The organism is Enterococcus sp. AZ089, from assembly GCF_050547225.1.
In the GTDB taxonomy this organism is placed as follows: Bacteria; Bacillota; Bacilli; order Lactobacillales; family Enterococcaceae; genus Enterococcus_D; species Enterococcus_D entomosocium.
In genome coordinates this window covers 3428913-3453535 of sequence record NZ_CP172954.1, presented here as the reverse complement: position 1 = coordinate 3453535, position 24623 = coordinate 3428913, and the positions used below count along the sequence as shown (strand labels likewise).

Here is a 24623-nt window from a genome sequence, read left to right as displayed (position 1 = left end):
CTAACTTTAGAGGGGGTGGTAAACGAATGTCAAGCGACTCGAGTGACGGTGAGCAGAAACACTATTTTGACTTGCCTTACTTTTTAATTGAATAGGAGACCAACAACAGCGCGTTATTTAGGAGTAGTTTCTAAATAAGGGGCTTATTTGCGTTATCCATCAATGAAAAAAGAAAAGGAAGAAGAATAAATGAATAAAAAAGAGTTTCAATTATCAGTGTCAGAAACAATCGAACAGTATCAGGTGCCCTCTATCGATCAGGGATTGACTGAGGCGCAAGTAACCGAGCGGTTAGAAACCTACGGATTGAACCAATTAGCGATTAAAAAAACCGCCAAGTGGCGGTTGCTGCTGCGGCAATTCCATAACACGATCATCTACATTTTGATTTTCTCCGCCATCTTAACGCTGCTGATGGGGCATTTCTCTGATGCCGTGATCATTGGCATCGTCGTACTGGTCAATGCGTTGATCGGTTATTACCAAGAAGCAAATGCTTCCGATGCGTTAGAGCGGATCAAAGAGATGCTATCAGCAGAAGCCACGGTCTATCGGAATGGGATTCGGCAAGACATTCCAGCTGCCGAAGTCGTTCCGGGGGATGTTGTATTCTTAGAAGCCGGTGACAATGTGCCTGCGGATCTGCGGATCATCGAAGCCGACAACTTGCGTATCCAAGAATCCGCCTTGACTGGTGAAGCCGATTCGGTGGAAAAAATAACAGATGCCTTAGTGGATGAAGCAACCCCATTAGCAGAACAACGGAATTTGGCGTTTGCTTCGACTTCCGTGACGTCAGGAAGCGGGAAAGGAATCGTGATCGCTACCGGCGCCACGACTGAGATCGGGAAAATCTCCACAGAAGTCAATCAAACGGAAGAACGAAAAACGCCGTTGATGAAAGAAATCGATGGGCTGGGGAAAGGCATCACCTATGTGATCATGGGCGTGGCGGTCTTGCTGTTTATCGTCAGTTTGTTCCAGCAAACCTACGCGATCTCTGTCTTGTCCTTAGCCGTCGTCACCATGATCGTCGGCTCGATCCCAGAAGGATTGCCAGCAACGACATCGGTGGTTTTGGCGATGGGTGTCAGCGACATGGCAAAAAACAAGCACACCATCATCAAAACACTGCCGGCGGTTGAAACGCTAGGCTCAGTGGATGTGATCGCGACGGATAAGACCGGTACCCTGACCAAAAATGAAATGACGGTCAAAGACATCGTATTGGCTGAGCAGGAATATGAAGTGACGGGTGACGGCTATGCGCCGGTGGGCGTGATTCGTCCAAAGCAGGAGGACGTTCGCACGCAAGACATCTTGCAGTTGTTTTTGGAAGCTGGCTACGAAGCCAACGATACGGTATTGGTGCCAGAAGGAAATCACTGGACGATCAATGGGGAACCAACAGACGGCTCCTTTTTGACGCTGTATCATAAGCAATTTGCCTATCCGCAAGCACCTGCTTACCAAGAGCTGGATATGCTGCCCTTTGATTCGGACAACCGCTACATGGCGAAACTAGTGGCAAACCCTGCGGGGGAACGCTTGCTATTTGTTAAAGGCTCCCCAGATAAATTGTTTGAAATGGTGCAAAAACAAGCGGCACCTTCTAATGAAGCCTATTGGACAGGTCATGTTCGCCGCTTGTCGGCAGAAGGCAAACGAGTGGTAGCGGTGGGCTATCAGAAAGTTTCGATTGATCACATTGATGAAACGATTTTTGAGCAAGGGCTACAATTACTAGGGATCGCCGGGATCATCGATCCGCCGCGAGAAGAAGTGATTGCCTCCCTGAAGGAAATGAACCAAGCCGGTGTTCAAGTGAAAATGATTACTGGGGATCACCCTCTGACCGCCAAAGCGATTGGGGAAAAGCTTGGCTTAGCGGATGAGATTCACGTCGTGACAGGTGCCGAGTTGGATCAGATGAGTGAAGCTGAATTTCAAGATGCTGCCTTGACGAATCAAGTCTTTGCACGAACCACGCCGAAAAATAAATTGGACATTATCAAAGCGCTACAAGCCAAAGGCAAAGTCACGGCGATGACAGGGGACGGCGTTAACGATGCCCCGGCGTTGAAGCGGGCGGATATCGGTGTAGCGATGGGGATCAGCGGCACGGATGTAGCCAAAGATTCTGCTGATATGATCTTGACCGATGACAATTTCGGTACCATGTCCTTAGCGATTCGCGAAGGACGCAGGATCTATGACAACATCAAAAAGAGCATTCTGTTTCTGTTGCCGACATCTTTTGCCGAAGGGCTGATCATTGCCTTTACGATCATGATGCAAAAAGAATTGCCGCTGCAGGCGACACAACTGCTGTGGATCAACATGGTTTCTGCTATTACGATCCAGTTTGCGTTTATCTTTGAACCAGCAGAGTCTGGGATCATGAGCCGCAAGCCGCGAAAGACAGGCAATAAATTGTTGAATCGTCACGATATTTGGCAGATGGCGTATGTGTCGATCTTGATGGCAGTCATCAGTTTGATCGCTCATGACTGGCTCTTGCTGCAAGGCGTCAGCGAAGCCGTTGCCAGTACCATGATGGTCAATATCGTGGTCTTGAGTAAGATTTTCTATTTGTTCAACATCCGTACCAGTGCACCAGCGTTTTCTAAAGCTTCCTTCACCAATCCAAAAGCGTTCGTGATCATTGGTGTAATGCTGGTTCTGCAACTGTTATTGACCTATGTTCCATTTATGCAAAGCGCCTTTCATACGGAGGACATGTCCTTGATCGGCTGGGTCATCTCAGCAGCTTCTGGGATGGTCGTCTTACTCGTGACGGAGTTCGATAAATGGCTTCGTTCGAGAAAAAATATTTAACCTAGGTTTTCTCGTATTTTTTTACAGGCAAAATCGCCTTGCTGCAGCTTAGGAAAATGGCGGAACGACAAGGGATTTCTGCTGTCGCTTCTTTGGGATTGCCAAAAGAAAAAGCCAAGAGGAATTCCTATTGGCTTGTAATCAGGCCTATTGACAAACAAAAATGGTCGGGCTAAAATGCACATGAATTGAATAGTATTCTTCGGGGCAGGGTGTAATTCCCGACCGACGGTGACAAGTACAATGCTTGAAGTCCGTGACCCGCATAGCTATGCGGTGGAGCCAGTGTGAATCTGGCACCGACAGTGAAAGTCTGGATGGGAGAAGAAAAACCACAAAATTTCAAGGGGCGCAGTGCGTCTAAAATTGATTTTTTGCCGGTCTTGTTTGTCTATGCCTCGTGAGATTCTCACGAGGCATTTTTTTATTGAAAGGAGGAAGGAAGATGCATAACGAATACATGCGTTTGGCGATCGCAGAAGCCAAAAAAGGGCGTTACCAAACCTTTACCAATCCGCTAGTGGGCGCTGTGATCGTCAAAGAGCAACGGGTCATTGCCAAAGGGGCTCACTTAGTCTATGGGCAGCCCCATGCGGAACGAAACGCCATCGAACAATGCCATTCCTCCGAAGACCTAATCAATTCGACTTTATACGTGACGTTAGAACCTTGCAACCATCAAGGAAAACAGCCGCCTTGCACCCAGCTGATCATCGACAGCGGCATCAAAAAAGTAGTCGTCGGCCAGTTAGACCCTAACCCGATCGTGGCTGGACAAGGCAAGCGCTTTTTAGAAAATCAGGGCATCGAAGTGTTGGTGGGTATCGAAGAAACAGAAGTGCGCCGTTTGAATCCACACTATAATTTTTACCATCAGCATCAGCTACCTTACGTGGCATTGAAGCAAGCGATCACTTTAGATGGTCGGATCGCTCATGATGCGCAGACCCGCAATGCGATCACTGGTTCAGCGGTTTGGCAAAACGTTCATCAAGAACGTGGGGACTACCAAGGGATCTTAGTGGGCAGTCAGACGGTGTTGACAGATGATCCCACCTTATTGACCACGATTGAAACCAGCTTTCCGCCGATTCGCATCGTGGTAGACCGTCGGGGACGAACGCTGTCGCAACCCCAATTGGCACTGTTTGCCGACGATTCGGCACCTGTGTGGATTTTTACGCAGCAGGCAGCTGTCAGTGATTTGCCAGCGCATGTCTCAGTGATCCAGCTGGAAGAGTTGACGATCGCTGCATTGTTGAAGGAGCTTGCCACACGACAGGTCCAATCGCTTTACGTGGAGGGAGGCGCTGCGATCCATGATGCCTTTTTAGCCAGCGGACTGTGGCAAGAAAGCATTACCTATGTGGCGCCAAAGTTTCTTGGGGGCAATAGTCTCGCAAGTTTTACTAGTGAACGTACCCCGAAACAGCTGCAGCAGCTAACAGAGGTGACGGTGACAGCAGTTGGGGAAGATGTTTGCATCCGAGGAAGGAGACAAGAGGAATGTTCACAGGATTGATTCAGGAAAAAGGCCGCATCAAAGAGATCCGCAAGCAAAGCCGCACGATCCAGCTAACCTGCAGTGCGTCGGAAGGCTTGCTGGCGGATTACCAGATTGGAGACAGTATGGCGATCAATGGTACGTGTTTGACGGCGATCGCCAAACAAACGACGACGTTTACGGTGGATATCATGCCGGAAACCTTTCAACGAACGACCTTTAAACAACTCTCGGTAGGTGCCGAAGTCAATTTGGAGCGAGCGATGGCAGCAACGCAGCGCTTTGAAGGCCACTTTGTCGCTGGCCACATTGATGTAACGACCCGTTTGATCCAGAAAAAGCAGTTGGAAAATGCCTTGATCTTGACGTTTGCTTATCCTGTCAGTGTGCAAGGGGAAATCATTCCGCAAGGGTCGATTGCGATCAATGGCGTCAGTTTGACGGTTACCCAGACGACGGCACAGGCATTTTCCGTTAGCTTGATCCCCCATTCCAAAGACCAGACGACGCTGGGGCAGTTGAAACAAGGGGAGTGGGTCAATATCGAGACGGATATGATCGGGAAATATGTCAAATACCAACGAAAATGAAAGAAGGCAGACGATGCATAAAGTAGAACAAGCAGTGGAATGGTTAAAAAAGGGCGGCTTAGTGATTGTCGCCGACGATGAAAATCGGGAATCAGAAGGAGATTTGATTGGGATCGCTGAATACGCAACGCCAGAATCTGTCAATTTTATGGCGACTTATGGCCGCGGCTTGATCTGTGCACCCATCTCACAAGCGATCGCTGAAAAGCTGGCATTGCCTGAGATGACCGCCAATAATACGGATGCCTTTGGCACCGCGTTTACCATCAGTGTCGATCACGTGACGACGAGTACAGGAATTTCTGCGAAAGACCGGGCAGTGACGATTGAAAAGTTGGCTGATCCTGCGTCACAGGCTGCGGATTTTTATCGCCCTGGCCATATCTTCCCATTGACCGCTCAACCTGGCGGCGTGTTGGAACGCAGAGGACATACAGAAGCGGCTGTGGATTTAGCAAAGCTTGCTGGCAGCGTGGAAGCAGCCTACATTTGTGAGATTTTAAATGAAGATGGCACGATGGCTCGGGTCCCAGAATTGAAAAAATTAGCAGAAAAATGGCAGCTGCCGTTTTTGACCATTGATGAGTTGGCGGAATATCTACGAGGAACTGCACCTATCACGGTGGATCTGCCAACGGCTTATGGGGCGTTCCAATTGACCTTATTTGAAGATGAATTCGGCAATGAACACCTTTTACTAGCCAAAGGCGAGATTCAACATACTACCGAGCCGCTGTTACTACGGATCCATTCAGAGTGTTTAACAGGCGACGTCTTCGGCTCTCATCGCTGTGATTGTGGCGAACAGCTGCAAGAAGCGATGCGGCAGATCGAGGCAAAAGGCCGTGGTGCGATTTTGTATCTACGCCAAGAAGGCCGCGGTATTGGCTTGCGGAACAAGCTCCGTGCCTACCAGCTGCAGGAACAAGGCATGGATACGTATGAAGCAAATATTGCATTAGGGTTTGCAGCAGATGCCCGTCATTACACGTTTGCTGCCGATGTTTTACGTTCCTTAGAAGTGCAGGAGATTCAACTGATGACCAACAACCCTGACAAGGTGAAGGAATTAGAAAGCTTAGGGATCAAGGTAGTAGCACGGGTACCGCTGGAGATGCCTGTGCATAAAGAAAACAGCAGCTATTTGAAAACGAAGAAAGAAAAGTTTCACCATTACCTATCTATTTAATCAACCAAAGGAGAATGAGCGATGACAGTATTTGAAGGAACGTTTCAGGGAGAGGCAGTCAAAGTAGGGATCGTGGTTTCACGATTCAACGAGTTTATCACTTCCAAGTTAGTGGAAGGCGCCAAAGACAATTTGGTGCGTCATGGAGTCAAAGCAGAAAACATCGATGTGTATTGGGTACCAGGTGCTTATGAGATTCCGTATATTACCAAAAAAATCGTTGACCACAAACAATACGATGGGATCGTGACATTAGGTGCCTTGATTCGCGGAGCAACGACCCACTATGAATTGATCTCAAACGAAGTGGCGAAAGGCGTAGCCCAAATTGGTCTGAATGCCGACATTCCGATCATGTTTGGTGTATTGACGACTGAAACGATTGAACAAGCCGTTGAACGAGCGGGAACCAAAGCCGGCAATAAAGGCAGTGAAGCCGCTCAAGGTCTTTTGGAGATGATTTCGTTGAATCAGCAAATCCTTGGCAACGCATAGGTTTCACGTGCTAACAAAGGGAAGCTAGCAAGAACAAGCCTGCCTAAGCATAGGCTTCAGACTGGAGACAGACTTCGTACGAAATGAAGTCTGTCTTTTTTCATCATTAAAAAAACTGGATTATTTTGCCGAAGAATTTGCTTCTTCACGGGTACCGTGTTTTCGATAGGTCAATGGAAAGGAAAATGCCCAATCAATCACGAACATTAGAATAACTCTTATTTAAGGAAATTTTCAGAAAATTATTTACATTTCACAAAAGGTTCCTTATAATGACTCTATTCATTGAGAGTGATTCTCATTTGCAAATAGATGTCAAAGTAGCACATGGCTTTGGCGCTTTTCATGAGAAGAACTTTTATAAGCGAAAAAACGCACAGATGCTTCTTTTATGATGGCGGCGAGGCAACACTCAGGTTGTTTTTGCTGTGAAATCAGAGGAGTTCGTGCTGAATAAAGGAGAATCACATGTCGGTAGGGTTGATTAAATCAAATCGTTGGATGGTGTCGACAATCATTTGCTGTGTTTTAGTTGTCGCCATTCTCTTATCTGCAGGAGTTGCTTTGGCAAACGGACAAGCCAATATCACCCTTGGCGAAGTTTACCAAATTCTCTTCTATAAAATCAGCCACGGGTTGGTTGGTGATCTTTCAGGCATTTCAGACGCAAACATCAATATCGTCTGGTTTGTTCGGGCACCGCGGGTCTTGCTTTCTATTTTTGTGGGGATGGGGTTAGCGATCAGCGGGGCAGTGATGCAGGCAGTGGTCCAAAATCCGCTGGCAGATCCATATATCCTAGGGATCTCTTCCGGCGCATCCTTAGGGGCGACCTTTGCCATCTTAGTCGGTTTTGGCGGCTCGGCGCTAGTCTTGCAGCTGGGCTTATCGTTTGGCGCCTTTGCAGGAGCGGGGATTGCGACTATTTTGGTGCTGCTGCTTGCCAGTATCGGTGGGAAAATGACTTCCACAAAACTTGTGCTGTCGGGGACGATCGTCAGTGCCTTATGTAGCTCTGTTTCAAACTTGATCATCTATCTGGCTAGCAATGCAGAAGGGATGAAGACCGTAGCGTTTTGGTCGATGGGCAGCCTAGCCTCGGCTTCTTGGAACAAATTGGGCTTTATCGTGGTTCTGGTTTCTTTGATCACGCTGTTCTTCCTGACGCAATACCGTGTTTTGAATACGCTTTTGCTGGGGGATGAAGTTGCTTCCACCTTAGGGGTCAAGCTGACCTTCTATCGGCGTTTTTACATGCTGCTAGCAGCGCTATTAACTAGTATCATCGTTGCGAATTCTGGGATGATCGGCTTTGTCGGCTTGATCATTCCTCATATCGTACGTGGAGTCAGCGGCTCGGATCATCGCCTGTTGATGCCTTTGACCGCTTTGACAGGCGCGTTGTTTTTGATTTGGGCGGATGTGATCGCCCGCTCGACCCTGCAAGGAGTCGAACTGCCGATCGGGATCATTACAGCGCTGATTGGCGCACCGATCTTTATCTATATCATTGTCAAACGACAATACAACTTTGGGGGGTGACGAGATGAAATTGGCAGTTGAAAAGCTCAATCTGACGATCGGGGATCAGCAGATTCTAAAAGACATCTCCGTCCAAACCGCACAAGGGCAATTTGTCGGTTTGATTGGGTCTAATGGCAGTGGGAAGTCCACGTTGTTAAAAGCCATCTACAAAACGTTGAAACCAGACAGCGGCGAAATTTATCTGGGTGAGACGAATATTTTGAAAAGTTCCGAAAAAAAAGTCGCCCAGCAAGTCAGCGTCGTCAGTCAATTCAATGAGTTGAGCTTTGATTTAACAGTAGAACAGATGGTGCTTTTAGGCCGCACGCCCCACAAGGGGTTGTTGGAACAAGACACCAAAGCCGACCATGAACTGGTCACCGAAGCCTTAGCCAAAACAGGGCTAAGTGCCTACAGAAAACGCAGCTACCTCTCATTATCAGGAGGCGAAAAACAGCGGGTCGTCCTTGCTCGTGCCATCACCCAAGAACCGAAATTTATGATTCTCGATGAGCCGACCAATCATTTGGATATCCGTTACCAGCTGGAAATCTTAGAGACCGTCAAGCATCTGAAGATTGGCTTGTTGGCGGCGCTGCATAATTTGGAACAAGCAGCCAACTATTGCGACATTATCTATGCCTTAAAAGATGGTCGGGTCGTAGGGTATGGCGAACCAGAAACGCTGCTGACAGAAGAACTGATCGAAGAAATCTATGGCGTGAAATGCAGTATTTACCATCATCCGATCACAAGCGGATTAGGGTTTCATTATTATTTTGAAAAGGAGCAAACAGATGAATAAATGGGGAAAAATGATTGGGGTAGGATTGGCAGTCTTTACATTAAGCGCTTGCGGCAATACGAAGGATGAAGGAACTTCGGCTTCTTCCTCACAGGCAGAAAGTACGTATCCCTTAACCATCAGCAACTACACCAAAGCAGAAGGCGGCACGCAATGGACCGCCAAGGATCAAACCTTTAATGAGGCACCAAAAAAAGTCGTTGCCAACACACGACCAGCAGCGGAATTGCTGCTGCATCTCGGCCTCAAGGATCAGATTGCGGGTGTCGGTGCAACCTTTGGTGCCGCTGATGAGGAAGTTGCTGCTGATTACGCAGAACTCAACGACCTGGGCAGCGACTATATCAGTAAAGAAACAGCCTTAAGTGTGGATCCAGATTTGATTTTTGGCCGCGGGGGACTTTTCGATAACCAAGATTGGGGCGTCGGCACCGTTGATTCCTTGAACGAGATGGGCATTCCGACTTATGTCCAAGAAACCTCTGTCACTGGGGCGACGTTTGATTCTGTTTATCAAGACATTGAAAACCTTGGTAAGCTCTTCAATGTCCCTGAGGCAGCCGCTGCTTTTGAAAAAGAATTAAAGGATCGTCAGAGTGCCTTGGAAGAAAAAGTAGCAGACAAAGAAGAGCAAACCTTTGCCCATCTCTTTATGTCTGATCCTAGTGTTGTCAGTGTCTATGCCGCTCAAGATGAGTCTTTTTTCAATAGCAACTTTGATATGATCAAACTGAACAATGTGTTTCAAGACTATTCAGGGGAAGTCAGTGTCGAAACTTTGATCGAAACGGATCCCGATGTCTTGATCGTCGGCGACTGGTCAACGATCGAAGGCAGTGTTTCCGGCCAAGAAATCATTGAAGGCTTATACAAAAACGACAAACTCTCTAGCATGAAAGCCATCAAAAACAAACAAGTCTACAGCATGGACTACAATTATCTCTTTGGCTACGGCTACCAAGCCTTGACTGGTTTGGAAGAACTGGTAGAGCAAATGGCACAATAAACACCTCCTATTCCCATAAAAAGGAGAACCAACTTTTTATATAATAGAAGAAAATCAACGTTTCACTGGCCGATTGACCACAGAAACGTTGGTTTTTTGTATTTGGGAAAAGCAACCTTTGCCGCTGCCCGTTACGCAACAAGTAGCCCGTTAGCTGTTTTTTTCTGTCTCTTGGTTCATTTGATAGCGAGACAAAAGCTTTTCTTTGTGTTTTTGCATGATTGTTTCCAGAGAAATATCGTATTTATCGGCGAGAATAAATAAGTTATCCAGTACATCGCCCAATTCTTCCGTCAGATTTGCCAGTTTTTCTTCCGGCAAGCCTTCTTGTTCATCGGGACGGTCACGGCCAATCTCCAATGTCCGAATGGCACGGCTCACTTCCCCGACTTCTTCTGCTAAAAAATTCGCCCGAATAAACGGATCATATTGATACCAGTTGCGGGCTTTGTAGAAGTCACTGATAAATCGTTGATATTCCTCAATGTTCATAATTTTTTTTCCATCCTTTCCCAGAACCTTTATCAGAATCATGATATACTATTTCAAAATGATTGAGAAGGATGATGGAGAGTTTTATGAAAATTGCAGTCTATTGTGGTGCCAGTGTCGGTAATGAACCTAGTTTTGCAACAGCCGCCCAAGAATTGGGGCAGTGGATCGCTTCACGGCAAAATACGCTGGTCTATGGCGGCGGAAAAGCGGGCTTGATGGGCGTGCTGGCAGATGCTGTCTTAGAAAATGGCGGTCAGGTGATCGGGGTGATCCCAACCTTTTTAAAAGATCGGGAACTAGCACATCCTGGATTGACCGAACTCCATGTCGTCGAGACGATGTCAGAAAGAAAACGAAAAATGTTCGAATTGTCGCAGGCGTTTGTCGCACTGCCAGGTGGTCCCGGGACGCTGGAAGAAATCACGGAGATGATCTCGTGGTCAAGAATCGGTCAAAACCCGAATCCTTGTGCTTTTTATGATGTGAACAACTTTTACCGCGCAACGAGAGCCTTGTATGACAACATGGTGGAAAATGAGTTCTTGACGCAGGCCGATCGCGAAAAAATCGGTTTTGCGCAAACAACCCAGGAGCTGGAAGTCTTTATTCAAGCTTACGAACCACCAGTTATTCGGCAGTATTAAGCGTCTGTTGCAAAAGAGCAAGGCGAAGCACCGGCGGGTGTCGTCTTGCTCTTTTGCTTCTTTGACGCATTCTTAGTATAATGGGGTTTGTTTTGCAAGTGGGGTCATAAAATAAGATCCTTGGACAAAGAAATGGAGCGTAAATCATGACAACAAATTTTTGGGCTGAATTGCCGAAGCCTTTTTTTATTCTAGCACCAATGGAAGATGTCACCGATGTCGTTTTTCGGCATGTCGTTCAAGCTGCCGGCGCACCAGATGTTTTCTTTACGGAATTTACCAACTCCGATAGTTACTGTCATCCAGAAGGACGCGACAGTGTGCGGGGACGTTTAGTCTTCACCGAAGATGAGCAACCGATGGTAGCCCACATTTGGGGAGACAAGCCAGAGTATTTCCGTGAAATGAGTATCGGATTAGCCGAGATGGGCTTTAAAGGGATTGACTTAAATATGGGCTGTCCAGTGCCAAACGTTGCCGGACGAGGCAAAGGCAGCGGCTTAATCTTGCGACCAGAAGTTGCTGCTGAGCTGATCCAAGCAGCCAAAGCTGGCGGCTTGCCGGTCAGCGTCAAGACGCGTTTGGGCTATACCGAACTAGGGGAAATGGAAGCCTGGTTGACCCATGTCCTACAACAGGATATTGCCAACCTTTCGATCCATTTGCGAACCCGTAAAGAAATGAGCAAGGTCGATGCCCATTGGGAATTGATTCCTGAAGTGGTTGCCTTGCGGGATAGAATCGCCCCACAAACGAAGCTGACGATCAACGGCGATATCCCTGATCGTACCAAAGGTTTAGAGCTAGCAGAAAAATATGGCGTAGACGGAATCATGATCGGTCGGGGTATTTTCAAGAATCCCTATGCCTTTGAAAAAGAACCGAAAGAGCATACCTCAGAAGAGCTATTAGGCTTGCTACAGCTGCAATTAGACTTACAGGATCATTACGCCAAAATGGTGCCACGCTCGATCGCAGGATTGCATCGTTTCTTTAAAATCTATGTCAAAGGCTTCCCAGGAGCCAGTGATTTGCGAGCAAAATTGATGAATACCAAATCAACGGATGAAGTTCGGCAACTGCTGGCAGAGTTTGCGGAGAAAAAGAACCACGAGGAAAGTATTGAAGCGTAAGTTTCAATGCTTTTTTTGTTTTTGGTTGCTGTACCCGCTCTATTGTCAATCCTTACTTGACAATAGATAGGTACCTATGTAAAATGGAGAGCGGACTTTTAACTAGGTACCTATCTAAATAGTGAAGAGGCGAAAGGAGCTGAAGGTCGATGGTTTCCGAACAAGAAATCGTGGAACGATTGTTTGAAGTGTATAAATTAAATCGGCGGTATGCGGAACAAAAGTATGGACGCTTTATGCCGGGACGGGGGCAGTTCAATTGTTTGCTGGTATTGGACGAAAAAGGCACGTTGACCCAAAAAGATCTCGCCGCGTATTTAGCGATTCGTTCGACATCCACTGGCGAACTACTAAAGAAACTGGCTGAAAAAGGGCTGATCCAAAAAGAAGTCGATCCGAAAGATAAACGCAGCCATTTGATTTCGCTGACAGAAGCAGGCAAGGAAGAGGCACAGCGAATGAAAGAAAAACGCAGCAAGGCGCACCAAGAAATGTTGACCTATTTGACGGCAGAAGAAAAACAAGCCTTTGGTCAAGCCTTAGCAAAAATCGAACAGTTTTATCTTGAGAAGGAGGCGGACATTGATTGAGTGAAACAGTCCAACGAACGGAACGTCAGCGGACGCTGATTTTTATTAATTTAATGATTACATGTATTGCCGTATCCATGTTGGCGACCGCATTGACGACGGCTTTACCCGCCATCGTCAATGACTTGCAGATTTCCGTCACTACGGGCCAATGGCTGACTAGCGGGTATTCTTTGGCAATGGCGATCGTTATGCCCTTGACGGCATATCTTATGAATCGTGTGCCAACCAAGAAGCTCTATCTCGCTGCATTAGGAATCGCTCTGGTGGGTTTGCTGCTTTGTGCCACAGCACCCAATTTTCTAGTCATGATGCTTGCTCGTATTTTGCAGGCCGTAGGCAATGGAATCTTGACCGCGATGGCACAAGTGATCCTCTTATCGATCTATCCGATCAATCGCATCGGTGTCGTGATGGGCTGGTATGGACTCTCAATCACCGCGGCACCCGTGATCGCACCGACGATCGCCGGGCTGATCGTGGACCGGTTGAACTGGCATGCAATTTTTTATATCGTTGCCGTGATTGTTTTGATCTCATTGATTTGGGCCATAAAGGTTTTTGATGATGTGTTGCCAGTAAGCAACAGCAAATTTGATCAGACCTCTTTTGTTTTGAGTGCCTTCGCCTTTGGTGGGATTACTTTAGGCTTTGGCAATATCGGCAGCTATGGCTTTTTCAGCTTACCCGTTTTAGGAACCTTAGGGCTCGGTTTGGTAGCAGGGATCTTCTTTGTCTTCCGTCAGTTAAGAGCGGAAACTCCATTTTTGGATCTGCGGGTCTTAAAAACAAAAGAGTATGCCATCAGTGTCTTTGGCAGTATCATGCTTTACTTGGTCTTGATGGGTTCGGCGATGCTGATGCCGCTATACGTGCAGTCGATTTTAGGCAAATCAGCGACGATCTCGGGATTAGTCGTTTTGCCAGGCTCTCTGGTCTCGGCTTTCTTAAGTCCCGTGGCTGGGCGAATCTATGACAAAGTCGGCATCCGTCTGTTGACGCTTTTTGGCGGCGGCTCACTGGTCTTGAGCAACATCGGCATGTATTTTATCCATATGCACACGGGTATTTGGGTAGCAGTGGTTTTGAACATGCTGCGCTGTGCCGCCACAGGCTGTTTGTTGATGCCCTTCGTGACGTGGGGAAATAAAAATATTCCGCCGCAGTTGACGGCGCATGGAACAGCATTATTGACTTCTTTGCGAACGGTGGCAGGCGCTATCGGTACAGCATTATTTGTCGGGATCATGAATAGTGTGGCGCAAAACAGCACGACCTTAACGGGGACGAGTGCACTGCTTCATGGGATGAATGTTTCTTTCTTATTGATGACGATCGCTTCTGGTCTGCTGTTTGCAACGGGGCTATTTTTGATTCGAGATCAGAAACCAGAAGCCGTGTGGCTGGAAGGTGCGGAAGAACCGCTGGAATAAAGAGGGGCACCTTTCTTTGAAGGGTGCTTTTCTTGATTTATTTCATGAAACTCTATGAAAAACCAAAAAATTCGATATAATAAGATAACTTATGGTTTAGGAGGAGTATTTTTTTTCAGGAAAGACTTGCTTTCAAGGAAAAAAATCAGGGATAAAATGAAGAATAAAGGCGTTTATTTTGGGTTGTCTGCCTATGTATTATGGGGCTTGGTCACACTATATTGGAAAATAATCGTTGGGGTTTCCCCGTTAGCCACGATGTGCTACCGAATCGTGTGGTCCTTTGTTTTTATGGTGTTGTTTATCGTGCTTTCCGGGAAGAAAACGCAATTTTTACAAGAAGCGCGTCTGCTGTGGAAGAACAAAGCATTTGCTGGACTGATCGTTTTAGCGTCTGTGCTGATTTCCATCAACTGGTTCACTTTTATCTTCGCGGTGAGTGCGGGCCACGTGATGCAAGCCAGCTTAGGCTATTACATCAATCCGCTAGTCAATGTCTTGTTAGCAACCGTTTTTTTGAAGGAACGACTTAGTCGTACTGGCATGCTGGCGTGTCTGCTGGCAAGTATCGGGGTAATCTTATTGTCGATTCAAACAGGAACGATTCCTTATGCCTCACTGATCATGGCCTTTTCCTTTAGTACGTATGGCTTGATCAAAAAAAGAATCCCTATTAGTTCCGTCACTGGGTTAACGATCGAGACGATGGTGATTTTTCCCTTTGCGCTCGTGTATATTTTAGGATTTTCAAGCGTCGGCTTTATGAATTATCCCTTGCAAACCAATCTCTTATTGATGGGTGCCGGGATCGTGACGGCTATTCCGCTGTTGCTGTTTGCGGAAGCCGCGAAAAATGTTTCTTACATTACGCTTGGGTTTATTCAATACGTCAACCCGACGATCATGCTTTTGTTGGCCATCTTTTTGTTTCACGAAACCTATTCACTGGCCCAATTTTCCGCCTTTGCGTTTATTTGGCTAGGGATCGCGGTCTTCACCTATGGTACGTTAGGCACGGCTATGAAAGAGCGGCGCATGGGACAGCAAAGAAAGCAACTCTGATACATCAGGAATGGCTGCAGCTGAGCCGTTCCTTTTTTTATTAAAAAACAACTCAATTTAGATAGTGAAGGATGTTGCAAGGAGAATTGTTCAATGGTATAACAAAGGAAAAGCACGTTGCAGAAATTCTGATTGAAAAGGGTTGAATCTGCCACAGGGGTGTGTTATTATTCTTTCAGTTACAAGGATTGTTACTGTTCGGCAGGCAAAACCAGAATTGACCGTAGCGCGCTAATGGGGAGATTCTAGGTTTTTTTATTTTGGAGTGAGGGAAAACGATGGTTATTGGGAAAATATTAAATAATAATGTCGTCATCTCGACCAATGATGCCGGTCAGGAAGTGATCTATATGGGTCGTGGCATTGCGTTTAAGAAGAAGGTCGGCGATCCAGTGGATGAAGCCTTTGTCGAAAAAGAATTTGTGTTAAAGGATACGTTTACCGCAAATCAGTTTCAGCAATTGTTTTCAGACATTCCTGTGGAAGAAGTCGAAGCCGTCAAGCAAGTGGTGGATGATGCAGAAGCGTCATTGGGGATCGAGCTGTCGCCAAATATTTATTTGACACTGACCGATCATATCCATTATGCGCTAGTTCGGGCACGTGAAGGCATTGAGCTGCCGAATCCATTGTTGTTTGAGACCCGCAAATTTTATCCGAAAGAGTATGCGGTTGCAGCAGATGCCGTTGCTTATTTTGAAAAAGTCTTCGGGATTTCATTGCCGGAATCGGAAATTGGCTTTATCGCCTTTCATATCGTCAATAGCGAACAAGCAAATGGTACGATGGAAACCACGATGCAAGCGGTAGAGATCGTTCGTGACGTATTGGCGATCATCAGTCGTTTTTATGGACGAGTCTTTAACCCAGATTCCTTGAACTATCAACGGATCACCACGCATTTACAGTATTTTGCGCAGCGCTATTTAAGCGATGAACTTTCGGGGGAAAAAGATGAATTTTTATTTGCCCTTGTGCAATCGAAGTACCCTAAAGCGTTTCAAACGGTTCAACGGATCAACGAATATTTGATCAAAACCTACGACAAATCGATCGGTGAATCAGAAATGATCTACTTAACGATCCATATCGAACGTGTCGTCAATGATCAAACCAATTAACATTCAATCATTAACGGATTGTTACTGTCAGGCAGGCAATACCCAGATTGAAAAGACAACAGTCAGCGAGGAAAAGACTCGTTGGACGGTCGTTTTTTCAATCTGGGTTTTTTTATTAAAAAAGGAGTGTTGAAAAAATGAGTTCAAATAAAGAAATTGCCGTTCGCGTCCTCGATGCGGTGGGCGGCAAAGAAAATGTCAATAGCGTGGTGCATTGTGCGACCCGCTTGCGTTTCAAATTAAAAGATGAGAACAAAGCGGATACGGCACGCTTGAATCAAGACGACGACGTGATCCAAGTCGTTCAAAGCGGCGGACAATACCAAGTGGTGATCGGCAGTCATGTCAGCGACGTTTACCGTGAATTGAATGGAGTAGCGAACTTCGATGGTGAAGCAGACAGCAAAGGCGACAAAGGCAACCTGTTGAATCAACTGGTGGATATTATTTCGTCGATCTTCACGCCGTTTTTAGGCGCAATGGCAGGTGCCGGGGTCTTAAAAGGATTCTTGACGCTGGCAGTCACCTTGAATTGGTTAGCAGCTGATTCTGGGGTCTACACCGTATTGTATGCGATTGCCGATGGGTTGTTTACCTATTTACCAGTGATGTTGGCTTTTACTGCAGCGAAAAAGTTTCGCACCAATGAATTTCTAGCGGTTTCCTTAGCGATGGCGTTGGTTCATCCAGACATTACCGCTTTGGCTGGACAAACCTTGAGTTTCTTAGGCTTACCGGTCATTATTGGTGCTAGTGCTTATACGTCTTCAGTCATTCCGATTATTTTAGCGGTCTTTTTACAAAGCTATGTGGAGCGTTTCTTTAAAAAAGTCATTCCTAGCTTCTTACAGATCATCTGTGTACCTTTAGCGGTCTTCTTGATCATGGCGCCATTGACCTTTATTGTCGTCGGTCCACTAGGAACGATTTTAGGAAACTTGTTAGGTAGTGCTTACGACAGCATTTACCACTTCAGCCCACTGATCGCTGGTGCTGTTATGGGTGGTTTATGGCAAGTCTTTGTGATGTTTGGCATGCACTGGGGCTTTGTGCCGATCATCATGTTGAATCTCAGTCAAACCGGTGTCGATACCATGGTACCAATGCTGTTGCCAGCTGTCCTTTCTCAAGGTGGTGCAGCGCTAGCAGTGTTCTTTATGACAAAAAATGTGAAATTGAAAGGCTTGGCCCTTTCTTCAACGATCACCTCAATTTTTGGGATCACAGAACCGACGGTGTATGGGGTAACCTTGCCATTGAAAAAACCATTTATCGCCGCGTGTATCAGTGGTGCCATCGGGGGAGCCTTCATCGGCTTCAGCCAAGTCGAAAACTATACCTTTGGGTTAGTCAGCTTACTAAGTCTTCCTTCCTTTATCCCACAAGATACGAAAGATCTAAGTGGTCTGATCGCAGCTTCAATCGGAACGGCTATCGCTTTTGGCGCCGCGTTTGTCTTGACCTTCTTCTTACGTTTTGAAGATCAGCCAGCAACCGAAGCCAGTGCAGCACCAGCAAAAGAGCCAGCAGCACCCACAGATAGTTCGTCTAAAGAACGAGTGATCCTCAGTAGTCCGTTAGAAGGCAAAGTGGTTCCCTTAGCAGAAGTCAAAGACCAAGTCTTTTCTTCTGGTGCATTAGGAAAAGGCATCGCCATCGAACCGACCGTCGGGGCTTTGTATGCGCCGGCAGATGGCACCATCACGACGCTCTTTCCTACCGGCCATGCTGTTGGTTTGACCACTACGGATGGAGCAGAAGTCTTGATGCATATTGGTATGGATACCGTGGAACTAGATGGCAAAGGCTTTGAGGTCTTTGTTAAACAAGACGATCAAGTCAAACGCGGTGATTTGTTGGTGAAGTTTGATCTAGATACGATCAAAGCTGCCGGCTTATCCACGATTACACCAATCGTTGTGACGAATACGCCGCAATATTTAGATGTGATGGATATGAATCAAACCGATGTCTTGCAAGGAGAAGACTTCTTAGCCATCGTAAAATAAGCAAAAGAAACCCGATCCTCGACTGAATATCAGCAAGGATCGGGTTTTTTGTAAGAAAATAAGGCGCAGTTGCCGGTCTCGCTTGCCTTCTTCGGTGGAGAATGCTTGTCACAGCGCTAGTTAAGGGCAAGACCAACAGCAGGAACGCGTACTCAGGGAAAATCCGAACATTCTTATGGGCTGCTCCTTATACATGGCTTAAATTTCCGGCAAGCGACTCTAAAGCGGGGAAATCGAGAATTGCATAGCCCTGTTTTTGTTTTTCGATCAGCTTGTCTTCACGAAAGCTGGTAAAGGTTCGCAGCAGGTGGCGATAGCTGACATTCAAGATTGCGGCACAGGTGGTTAACTGAAAGGAAAAGTGTTGGTTTTCTTGATGCGCAAGAATAAATTTGGCCAACCGTGTCTCTACAGGTTCCGTCAATGAATTCGCTAAGTTGATCCCCGAATTCAAGCGGGAACTGAGCAACTGACAGATGGTTTGCAAAAAGCGGACGTCTTGTTGCAAGGTGCTGCGGTAGCGATTCAAAGGGATGCAGACGCAGACGCAAGCAGAAGCGGCTTTGACACTGCTTTTCGGCAAGAGTTCCCATAAAGAGGAAGCTTCCCCTAAAGGTGCAGCCGGCTTGGCGTAATCAATACAAATCGTTTGGGTATCCGAAGAGAAGGAATAGACCATCACGGTTCCTTCCACGAGAAAATACAAGTATTCAGAAGGCGTGCCCGTTCGAATCAGGTGCTCTTCTTTTTCAAAGGAATGCAAAGTGGCCATCGCTAACAAATCATTGTCCATATAAGATTGCAGATCGTATGTGTCAATGTAATTACTGAGGCGTGCGGTATCATCGATTTTTTTCATGGGAATCAGCCACTCCTGAATGGTTTTCTTTAAGTATAGCTTAGTTCCCCTTTTGACTCAACACGAACGATAAATAAAAACTAATGTAAATTGTATGTAAAAATAAGGTAAAATAGGACATGTGTCACTTCATTTTGAAGGGATACTTGGTATGATTTGAATGTAAGAAAGCTTCAAACCATTAGGAGGAGAAAAAATGCCATTGAAACGAATTGTTAAAGGGATGTTAGGAATTGCGTTAGTTGCAGCATTGACCGGCTGTGGGAATGGGAGCAGCAGCGACAGCAGTGCCGCAGCCGAAAAAGAAAAGCTGGTGGTACAATTCGTACCGACCAATAATGACGGCTCGATGCAAGCCAAAGCAAAACCGTTTGCTGAGTATTTATCAAAAAAATTAGACCGTGAAGTAGAAGTAACGTTAGCAACGGATTATTCGACGATCGTAGAAGCGATGGCTTCTGGACAAGTTGATTTAGGGATCATGCCGCCAGCCGCTTATGTTCAAGCCAAAGATATGGATGCAGCAGAAGCGATTTTGACTTCTCAATTAGGTGCCTATGATCCAGAGACCGGCTTGCCATTAGAAGGCGAAAAAACCAATACCTTCAAAGGGGAGATCTTGGTACGTGCGGATAGCGATATGACAGAATTGACGGACTTAAAAGGGAAAAAAATCGCTACATTGAGTCCGAACTCTGCCAGCGGCTATATTTACCCAGTTGCCGAGTTGAAAGATGCAGGAGTTGATCCAACGACGGATGCTACATTAACGACGGTGAACGATATTCCAAGTGAGATCACTGCAGTCTTGAATGGTCAGATGGATGCCGCCTTTGTGTTTCAAGGGGCACGGAATGTCTTTGCGTCAAGCTTCCCAGATAACGATTTATTCGAAGATCTAAAAGTTCTTTACTTAACCGAAGGGGACATCCCGAATGACGCCATTGCCGTTCAACCGACGATGGATGCTGAACTAAAAGAGCAGATCAAAGAAGTGTTCTTGAATATGGCAGACGATGAAGAAGGCGCCGAAGCAATGAGCTTGTGGGGACACCAAGGGTATGAAGAAGCAGCTGATTCTGCTTACGATACCATTCGCGACTATACTAAACGAGCAGCAGAGTAAAAAATCAGGGATTGCGGTAGAAGGATAACGGGACACGGAGATGTGCAGCGATTTACTAGGGGAATAGGTGGAATACGCAGTATCAGTGCATTTTTTAGTGAGATAGACCGTGACCGATTGGGGAAACTTTGCCGCGGTCCCTACATAATGGAGAAGACAGATGATAACTTTTGAGAATGTATCCAAAGTCTACCCGAATGGGGTCAAAGGATTACAGAACATAGATGTAACGATTGAACAAGGAGAATTTGTGGCAATCATTGGTTTGAGCGGTGCTGGTAAGAGTACCTTTTTGCGCTCGATCAATCGCTTAGTGCCAATCACTGAAGGAGATATCCGGGTAGATGGCAAATCAGTCACGAAAGCCAATAAAAAAGAATTGCGCTTGATTCGCCGACAAATCGGATTGATCTCCCAAAGCTTCAATTTGGTCAAACGTAGTACTGTCCAAAAGAATGTGCTATCTGGTCGTTTGGGGTATTACGGGACATGGAAAAGTATTTTAGGGTTGTTTACGAAAGAAGACTACGAAAGAACGAAAGAAGCACTAGCGACTGTCGGCTTGTCAGACAAACTGCAAACGAGAAGCGACCAGTTGAGTGGTGGGCAACAGCAGCGGGTATCCATCGCCCGTGCCTTGGTCCAACAAGCACCAGTGATTTTAGCAGATGAACCCGTGGCATCGCTAGATCCCATCACGACAGAGAAAGTGATGGAGGATCTGAAGAAGATCAATCAAGAAATGGGCAAAACGATTGTCATCAATCTGCATTCGATTCCCTTGGCTCGTCAGTATGCGACAAGGATCATTGCCTTAAAAGCAGGTGCAATCGTTTTTGACGGCAACGCAGCCGCTTTGACGGATCAGCGTTTAGAACAAATCTATGGGAAAGCAATTTTTGAAGAAAAGGCAGGAGAAATCGATGAAACTGAAAGAAACAGTTCATTTTAATTGGTACAAACACCTGCTGCTGATTCTTTTATTGCTGCTCTTTTTTCAAAGCAGTGCCTGGATCACGGGGGCTGATTTTGCCCAAGTGTGGTCGAATCGAAGCCAGATGACGGCTTTCATGGCTCGCTTTTTGCATCCGGATTTTAGTTATTTACCACAACTGATGATGCCCTTGATCAAGACATTGCAGATGTCCTTTTTAGGCACCGTTTTAGGAGTAGTCGCAGCGATACCGGTGAGTCTGTTGGCGACGACAGTCGTGACAGAAAGCCGGTGGGTCTCTGTGCCGATGCGTTTTCTCTTAGGTCTGGTGCGGACGATCCCCAATTTATTGTTGGCGGCATTGTTCGTAGCGATTTTTGGGATCGGTGAAGCCACTGGTGTTTTGACCATCGCGGTCTTTACCTTTGGGATGGTTTCACAGCTGATGTTCCAAGCGATCGAAACCATTGATTTTGCGCCAATCGAAGCAGCGGCGGCGGTAGGGGCAAATAAATTTCAAGTGACTGTTTGGGCGATCATACCTCAAGTCATCAGCCAGTTTGCCAGCTATACTTTTTATGCCTTTGAAGTCAATGTTCGAGCTTCGACGGTGTTAGGATATGTTGGTGCCGGCGGGATCGGGGTCATCTTGAACGCCTCATTGGCATTGTTGAATTATGAACGGGTCTCGATCATTATCTTGACGATTTTGTTAACGGTAGCGATCGTTGATTTTCTAAGTGAGCGGGTAAGGAGGTCATTCCTATGATGATCAGAGAAGTGAAGAAAACGACTTGGCTGTTATGGGGACTCTTTGCTATCTTACTGGCATTATCCGCAGCGACGCTGGATTATTCCGGATTGAGTACTTTTTCCTTAGCGATGGGAAGAGATGTCCTGCAAGGGCTGAGTCAGCCAGACTGGTCTTTCTTTTACGACGGTAGCGGGGAGGATCTGTGGAGCTTATTGTTACTGACGATCGGGATCGCTTGTCTAGGAACGATGATCGCAACAGTCTGCGCGATACCGGTGACCTTGCTGAGTGCCGCCAACCTATGGTCTTCTGCGCCGTGGGTCGCGAAGATCGGCAAAATGATCTGCAATATCTTGCGGGCATTTCCAGAGCTAGTTTATGCGATTATTTTTGTCCGTGTGGTAGGTCCGGGACCTTTCGCTGGGGTTATGGCGATCGGTGTCCACCAGATCGGTATGCTGGGCAAGCTGTTCACGGAAGAAATGGAAGCCATGGATGAGCGCTTGACGGAAGAGATGCAAGCAGTCGGTGCCAACTTTTGGCAAACGATGTTTTTCGTGCGGGTTCCTTATTTAGCACCCATCTATAGTTCCTTTGCGTTGAATCATTTTGAAATTGCGGTCCGCAGTGCGGCAACGTTAGGGTTAGTCGGTGCCGGCGGGATCGGTGCACCATTGATTTTTGCTATTCAAACCAGAACCTGGAGCAAGGTAAGTATTATTTTGTTGGGCGTCGTTGTGACCGTCTTCTTATTAGACCAGTTGACTGGAATCATCAGAAAGAAATTGAGATAAACCTATGAATGTATTGCATATATCAGATATCCATTTTCGAGAAAGTTACCTGCCTTGTGAAGAAGGGTATCAAGGAATGCTGGCAGCTATGCAAAATCCCTTGATTCCTCTTGAAGAGTGTATCCAAGATGCCAAGGCGCGAGGGGCGATTGATTTGGTGGTGATCAGCGGTGATTTGACCGAAGATGGCGCGCCTGCCGATTATGCCTCTTTGAAGCATTATCTAGAAAAAGCCTTTGGCTCAGTGCCGATCGTAGTAACGCTAGGCAATCATGATATTAAACGGCATTTTCGCCAAGGCTGGCAAGGCAAGTCAGTAGAAACGGCCAGTGATACACCTTTTAATCAAGTCTATGAAACGGAGACATTGGCGGTCGTGACTTTCGATAATTCCTGTTACGGCTATGCCGACGGTATCGTAGATGAGCGACAGTTTGAATGGCTGCAAGCCACGCTGGCGCAGCTCAAAGAGAAAAAGATCATCTTTGTGACGCACCATCATTTGTTGCCTTATCAAGCAAGCACGCCGGCATGGGCCGGTGCCAATCGTTTGGTGGCATTATTGCAGCAGTATCAGATCTCTTGTATTCTCAGTGGACATACCCATCATGCATTTACGGGAACGATCGCAGGGATTCCTTACTATACTGTGGCAAGTATGTCGTTTGTCGGGGAAGATGAAGGCGAGGGGATGGTCCGTTTTGAAGAACGCTATGGATACAATTTGTATCGTTTTGAGGAAGGCGCGCTGGTTCATCAATCCTCAGAAAACTATCGACCGAACCGCGTATTGATGCGGGTCAACATGCAAGGATAAAAAACAGACGTTCCGTCAACGCTGAATTTAGCAGCAGGAAAGGAACGTCTGTTTTTGTGCAAAAAAGGCTTAACCTTGATTGCCAAAGGTTTTGACAACTTCAATCGTGCCGTCGATATGGAAAAACAAGGTATAGTTTTCTTCGGTTTTGATACCGTCAAAGCGGCGAGCATAATAGGTGACTGCGTCTTTGAAGGTTTGTGGGGGGACACCTAAAAAATCAGCGCATGCCGCCAACGTTTTGCAGCCTTCTTCAAAACAAGCGATGATATCATAGGGCGTGACCACGATCGCAGAACCAATGTCACGGGCTTTGCGTTCTTGTTTGCGTTTTTCGTTGGTGTCTTGGGCGGTAATGTCGCCAGCACTGGTCAAATAATGACCGATTTCTTCACCGATGGTGCTCAAGAGGTCTTCTTGTGATTGGTCAGGGTTCAAGTAAATATGGTGATCGATGTACAATCCTTGCTGACCATCAGGCATATTTTTATCGAAAATAAAGTGCAAGTCTGGGTAGGCGGCCATCAGTTCTTCTACTTTATCCATTTCCATCATTCCTTTTGGGCGTGCCGCTGTTTTATAAATTCAATGTAGCTGAGGATATCTTCCATCTGCTCATCGGTGACGTCATCATCAATATGGGCCGCAACGGTTTGAACTTTTGCAGAGGGCGGCGTAAAGCCTGCCGGGACTTGTCTGCCTAATAAAAAATCGGTGGATACTTGAAAAATCTCCGCGAGTTTGACGATGGTCTCGCCATCGGGTTCGTTACGATCATTTTCGAAATGCGAATACGCTGCGCGGGTGATCCCTAGCTGATCTGCGATCTGCTGTTGGGTTTGGTTGGTTCGTAGTCTGAGTGTTCTTAGCCTTTCGCCAAGCATGAGTGATCGCCTCCTTT

The 24623-nt window shown here is 46.5% G+C and carries 24 protein-coding genes and 1 riboswitch; of the genes, 20 read left to right on the top strand and 4 right to left on the bottom strand.

Translation table 11 applies throughout. The annotated features are described in order from the left end of the window. Positions 1–189 precede the first annotated feature (189 nt). The 8 genes from IGJ01_RS16100 (at position 190) to IGJ01_RS16065 (ending at position 9951) form a co-directional block, all read left to right on the top strand. Complete coding sequence (locus IGJ01_RS16100) at positions 190–2838, top strand: HAD-IC family P-type ATPase (protein ID WP_086316648.1); 2649 nt, start codon at positions 190–192, stop codon at positions 2836–2838. A gap of 194 nt (positions 2839–3032) precedes the next feature. After that, positions 3033–3171: riboswitch (FMN riboswitch) on the top strand. Between the two features lie 112 nt (positions 3172–3283). Next, positions 3284–4360 (top strand): bifunctional diaminohydroxyphosphoribosylaminopyrimidine deaminase/5-amino-6-(5-phosphoribosylamino)uracil reductase RibD, encoded by a 1077-nt coding sequence (gene ribD, locus IGJ01_RS16095; RefSeq protein WP_086316647.1) that lies wholly within the window; start codon positions 3284–3286, stop codon positions 4358–4360. After that, positions 4345–4932, top strand: coding sequence for a riboflavin synthase (locus IGJ01_RS16090; RefSeq protein ID WP_301389117.1), 588 nt, complete (start codon positions 4345–4347; stop codon positions 4930–4932). Before ribD ends, IGJ01_RS16090 begins: the two co-directional genes overlap by 16 nt. Then, positions 4910–6121 (top strand): 3,4-dihydroxy-2-butanone-4-phosphate synthase, encoded by a 1212-nt coding sequence (gene ribB, locus IGJ01_RS16085; RefSeq protein ID WP_400451085.1) that lies wholly within the window; start codon positions 4910–4912, stop codon positions 6119–6121. The genes IGJ01_RS16090 and ribB overlap by 23 nt, the downstream gene beginning before the upstream one ends. A 21-nt stretch (positions 6122–6142) precedes the next feature. Next, the gene (gene ribH / locus IGJ01_RS16080) at positions 6143–6616 is read left to right on the top strand and encodes a 6,7-dimethyl-8-ribityllumazine synthase (protein WP_005233264.1); all 474 of its coding nucleotides are present in this window, start codon (positions 6143–6145) and stop codon (positions 6614–6616) included. A gap of 468 nt (positions 6617–7084) precedes the next feature. Next, positions 7085–8158: a FecCD family ABC transporter permease gene (locus IGJ01_RS16075; RefSeq protein WP_005233272.1), complete on the top strand. Its 1074-nt coding sequence runs from the start codon at positions 7085–7087 to the stop codon at positions 8156–8158. Positions 8159–8162: 4 nt separating this feature from the next. Next, the gene (locus tag IGJ01_RS16070) at positions 8163–8945 is read left to right on the top strand and encodes an ABC transporter ATP-binding protein (RefSeq protein ID WP_005233273.1); all 783 of its coding nucleotides are present in this window, start codon (positions 8163–8165) and stop codon (positions 8943–8945) included. Beyond that, positions 8938–9951: an ABC transporter substrate-binding protein gene (locus IGJ01_RS16065; RefSeq protein ID WP_005233274.1), complete on the top strand. Its 1014-nt coding sequence runs from the start codon at positions 8938–8940 to the stop codon at positions 9949–9951. The genes IGJ01_RS16070 and IGJ01_RS16065 overlap by 8 nt, the downstream gene beginning before the upstream one ends. A 150-nt stretch (positions 9952–10101) precedes the next feature. Here the strand turns inward: IGJ01_RS16065 and IGJ01_RS16060 are convergent, their stop codons facing one another. Next, positions 10102–10443, bottom strand: a complete 342-nt coding sequence (locus IGJ01_RS16060; protein WP_034872892.1) for a MazG nucleotide pyrophosphohydrolase domain-containing protein — start codon at positions 10441–10443, stop codon at positions 10102–10104. 86 nt (positions 10444–10529) lie between these two features. Between IGJ01_RS16060 and IGJ01_RS16055 the strand changes: the two genes are divergently transcribed. The 7 genes from IGJ01_RS16055 to IGJ01_RS16025 all read left to right on the top strand — a co-directional run bounded on the left by IGJ01_RS16055 (position 10530) and on the right by IGJ01_RS16025 (position 18438). Beyond that, on the top strand, positions 10530–11090 hold the full coding sequence (locus tag IGJ01_RS16055) for a TIGR00730 family Rossman fold protein (protein WP_008380221.1): 561 nt from the start codon (positions 10530–10532) through the stop codon (positions 11088–11090). Positions 11091–11236: 146 nt separating this feature from the next. After that, on the top strand, positions 11237–12223 hold the full coding sequence (locus tag IGJ01_RS16050) for a tRNA dihydrouridine synthase (RefSeq protein ID WP_005230648.1): 987 nt from the start codon (positions 11237–11239) through the stop codon (positions 12221–12223). A gap of 149 nt (positions 12224–12372) precedes the next feature. Then, positions 12373–12813 carry a MarR family winged helix-turn-helix transcriptional regulator gene (locus IGJ01_RS16045; protein WP_301389110.1) on the top strand — a complete coding sequence of 147 codons (441 nt, stop codon included), beginning with the start codon at positions 12373–12375 and terminating at the stop codon, positions 12811–12813. Next, entirely contained in the window at positions 12810–14246 is a 1437-nt protein-coding gene (locus tag IGJ01_RS16040; protein ID WP_301389108.1) for an MDR family MFS transporter, read from the top strand. The genes IGJ01_RS16045 and IGJ01_RS16040 overlap by 4 nt, the downstream gene beginning before the upstream one ends. A 156-nt stretch (positions 14247–14402) precedes the next feature. Then, positions 14403–15308: an EamA family transporter RarD gene (gene rarD, locus IGJ01_RS16035; RefSeq protein WP_301389106.1), complete on the top strand. Its 906-nt coding sequence runs from the start codon at positions 14403–14405 to the stop codon at positions 15306–15308. A 278-nt stretch (positions 15309–15586) separates the two neighbouring features. Then, positions 15587–16429: a BglG family transcription antiterminator LicT gene (licT, locus tag IGJ01_RS16030; protein ID WP_005233287.1), complete on the top strand. Its 843-nt coding sequence runs from the start codon at positions 15587–15589 to the stop codon at positions 16427–16429. Between the two features lie 137 nt (positions 16430–16566). Beyond that, positions 16567–18438: a beta-glucoside-specific PTS transporter subunit IIABC gene (locus IGJ01_RS16025; protein WP_086372413.1), complete on the top strand. Its 1872-nt coding sequence runs from the start codon at positions 16567–16569 to the stop codon at positions 18436–18438. Between the two features lie 187 nt (positions 18439–18625). Here the strand turns inward: IGJ01_RS16025 and IGJ01_RS16020 are convergent, their stop codons facing one another. Then, positions 18626–19297, bottom strand: a complete 672-nt coding sequence (locus tag IGJ01_RS16020; protein WP_430601249.1) for a cyclic nucleotide-binding domain-containing protein — start codon at positions 19295–19297, stop codon at positions 18626–18628. Between the two features lie 196 nt (positions 19298–19493). Here IGJ01_RS16020 and IGJ01_RS16015 point away from each other — a divergent pair, with 196 nt between their 5' ends. The 5 genes from IGJ01_RS16015 (at position 19494) to IGJ01_RS15995 (ending at position 23722) form a co-directional block, all read left to right on the top strand. Next, positions 19494–20423, top strand: coding sequence for a phosphate/phosphite/phosphonate ABC transporter substrate-binding protein (locus IGJ01_RS16015; RefSeq protein WP_086372412.1), 930 nt, complete (start codon positions 19494–19496; stop codon positions 20421–20423). 160 nt (positions 20424–20583) lie between these two features. Then, the gene (phnC, locus tag IGJ01_RS16010) at positions 20584–21375 is read left to right on the top strand and encodes a phosphonate ABC transporter ATP-binding protein (RefSeq protein ID WP_005230661.1); all 792 of its coding nucleotides are present in this window, start codon (positions 20584–20586) and stop codon (positions 21373–21375) included. Further along, positions 21347–22126 (top strand): phosphonate ABC transporter, permease protein PhnE, encoded by a 780-nt coding sequence (gene phnE, locus IGJ01_RS16005; protein WP_008380208.1) that lies wholly within the window; start codon positions 21347–21349, stop codon positions 22124–22126. Before phnC ends, phnE (IGJ01_RS16005) begins: the two co-directional genes overlap by 29 nt. Continuing rightward, the gene (gene phnE / locus IGJ01_RS16000) at positions 22123–22905 is read left to right on the top strand and encodes a phosphonate ABC transporter, permease protein PhnE (RefSeq protein ID WP_005230666.1); all 783 of its coding nucleotides are present in this window, start codon (positions 22123–22125) and stop codon (positions 22903–22905) included. Before phnE (IGJ01_RS16005) ends, phnE (IGJ01_RS16000) begins: the two co-directional genes overlap by 4 nt. A 4-nt stretch (positions 22906–22909) precedes the next feature. Further along, complete coding sequence (locus IGJ01_RS15995; RefSeq protein WP_016620314.1) at positions 22910–23722, top strand: metallophosphoesterase family protein; 813 nt, start codon at positions 22910–22912, stop codon at positions 23720–23722. 69 nt (positions 23723–23791) lie between these two features. On the opposite strand, the gene IGJ01_RS15990 is transcribed toward IGJ01_RS15995, so the two are convergent. Further along, entirely contained in the window at positions 23792–24268 is a 477-nt protein-coding gene (locus IGJ01_RS15990) for an ImmA/IrrE family metallo-endopeptidase (RefSeq protein ID WP_034858679.1), read from the bottom strand. A gap of 5 nt (positions 24269–24273) precedes the next feature. Then, positions 24274–24606: a helix-turn-helix domain-containing protein gene (locus IGJ01_RS15985; protein ID WP_005230670.1), complete on the bottom strand. Its 333-nt coding sequence runs from the start codon at positions 24604–24606 to the stop codon at positions 24274–24276. Positions 24607–24623 lie beyond the last annotated feature (17 nt).

Excerpts from the sequence above, each read along its gene's own strand:
- IGJ01_RS16045 (WP_301389110.1), top strand. The coding sequence starts at position 12,373 with ATGGTTTCCGAACAAGAAATCGTGGAACGATTGTTTGAAGTGTATAAA.
- ribH (WP_005233264.1), top strand. The coding sequence starts at position 6,143 with ATGACAGTATTTGAAGGAACGTTTCAGGGAGAGGCAGTCAAAGTAGGG.
- ribB (WP_400451085.1), top strand. The coding sequence starts at position 4,910 with ATGTCAAATACCAACGAAAATGAAAGAAGGCAGACGATGCATAAAGTA.
- IGJ01_RS15995 (WP_016620314.1), top strand. The coding sequence starts at position 22,910 with ATGAATGTATTGCATATATCAGATATCCATTTTCGAGAAAGTTACCTG.
- IGJ01_RS16070 (WP_005233273.1), top strand. The coding sequence starts at position 8,163 with ATGAAATTGGCAGTTGAAAAGCTCAATCTGACGATCGGGGATCAGCAG.
- IGJ01_RS15990 (WP_034858679.1), bottom strand. The coding sequence starts at position 24,268 with ATGGATAAAGTAGAAGAACTGATGGCCGCCTACCCAGACTTGCACTTT.
- IGJ01_RS15985 (WP_005230670.1), bottom strand. The coding sequence starts at position 24,606 with ATGCTTGGCGAAAGGCTAAGAACACTCAGACTACGAACCAACCAAACC.
- phnC (WP_005230661.1), top strand. The coding sequence starts at position 20,584 with ATGATAACTTTTGAGAATGTATCCAAAGTCTACCCGAATGGGGTCAAA.
- IGJ01_RS16100 (WP_086316648.1), top strand. The coding sequence starts at position 190 with ATGAATAAAAAAGAGTTTCAATTATCAGTGTCAGAAACAATCGAACAG.
- IGJ01_RS16075 (WP_005233272.1), top strand. The coding sequence starts at position 7,085 with ATGTCGGTAGGGTTGATTAAATCAAATCGTTGGATGGTGTCGACAATC.
- IGJ01_RS16025 (WP_086372413.1), top strand. The coding sequence starts at position 16,567 with ATGAGTTCAAATAAAGAAATTGCCGTTCGCGTCCTCGATGCGGTGGGC.
- phnE (WP_005230666.1), top strand. The coding sequence starts at position 22,123 with ATGATGATCAGAGAAGTGAAGAAAACGACTTGGCTGTTATGGGGACTC.
- IGJ01_RS16090 (WP_301389117.1), top strand. The coding sequence starts at position 4,345 with ATGTTCACAGGATTGATTCAGGAAAAAGGCCGCATCAAAGAGATCCGC.
- IGJ01_RS16015 (WP_086372412.1), top strand. The coding sequence starts at position 19,494 with ATGCCATTGAAACGAATTGTTAAAGGGATGTTAGGAATTGCGTTAGTT.
- IGJ01_RS16055 (WP_008380221.1), top strand. The coding sequence starts at position 10,530 with ATGAAAATTGCAGTCTATTGTGGTGCCAGTGTCGGTAATGAACCTAGT.
- phnE (WP_008380208.1), top strand. The coding sequence starts at position 21,347 with ATGAAACTGAAAGAAACAGTTCATTTTAATTGGTACAAACACCTGCTG.
- ribD (WP_086316647.1), top strand. The coding sequence starts at position 3,284 with ATGCATAACGAATACATGCGTTTGGCGATCGCAGAAGCCAAAAAAGGG.
- IGJ01_RS16060 (WP_034872892.1), bottom strand. The coding sequence starts at position 10,443 with ATGAACATTGAGGAATATCAACGATTTATCAGTGACTTCTACAAAGCC.
- rarD (WP_301389106.1), top strand. The coding sequence starts at position 14,403 with ATGAAGAATAAAGGCGTTTATTTTGGGTTGTCTGCCTATGTATTATGG.
- IGJ01_RS16020 (WP_430601249.1), bottom strand. The coding sequence starts at position 19,297 with ATGAAAAAAATCGATGATACCGCACGCCTCAGTAATTACATTGACACA.
- licT (WP_005233287.1), top strand. The coding sequence starts at position 15,587 with ATGGTTATTGGGAAAATATTAAATAATAATGTCGTCATCTCGACCAAT.
- IGJ01_RS16065 (WP_005233274.1), top strand. The coding sequence starts at position 8,938 with ATGAATAAATGGGGAAAAATGATTGGGGTAGGATTGGCAGTCTTTACA.
- IGJ01_RS16050 (WP_005230648.1), top strand. The coding sequence starts at position 11,237 with ATGACAACAAATTTTTGGGCTGAATTGCCGAAGCCTTTTTTTATTCTA.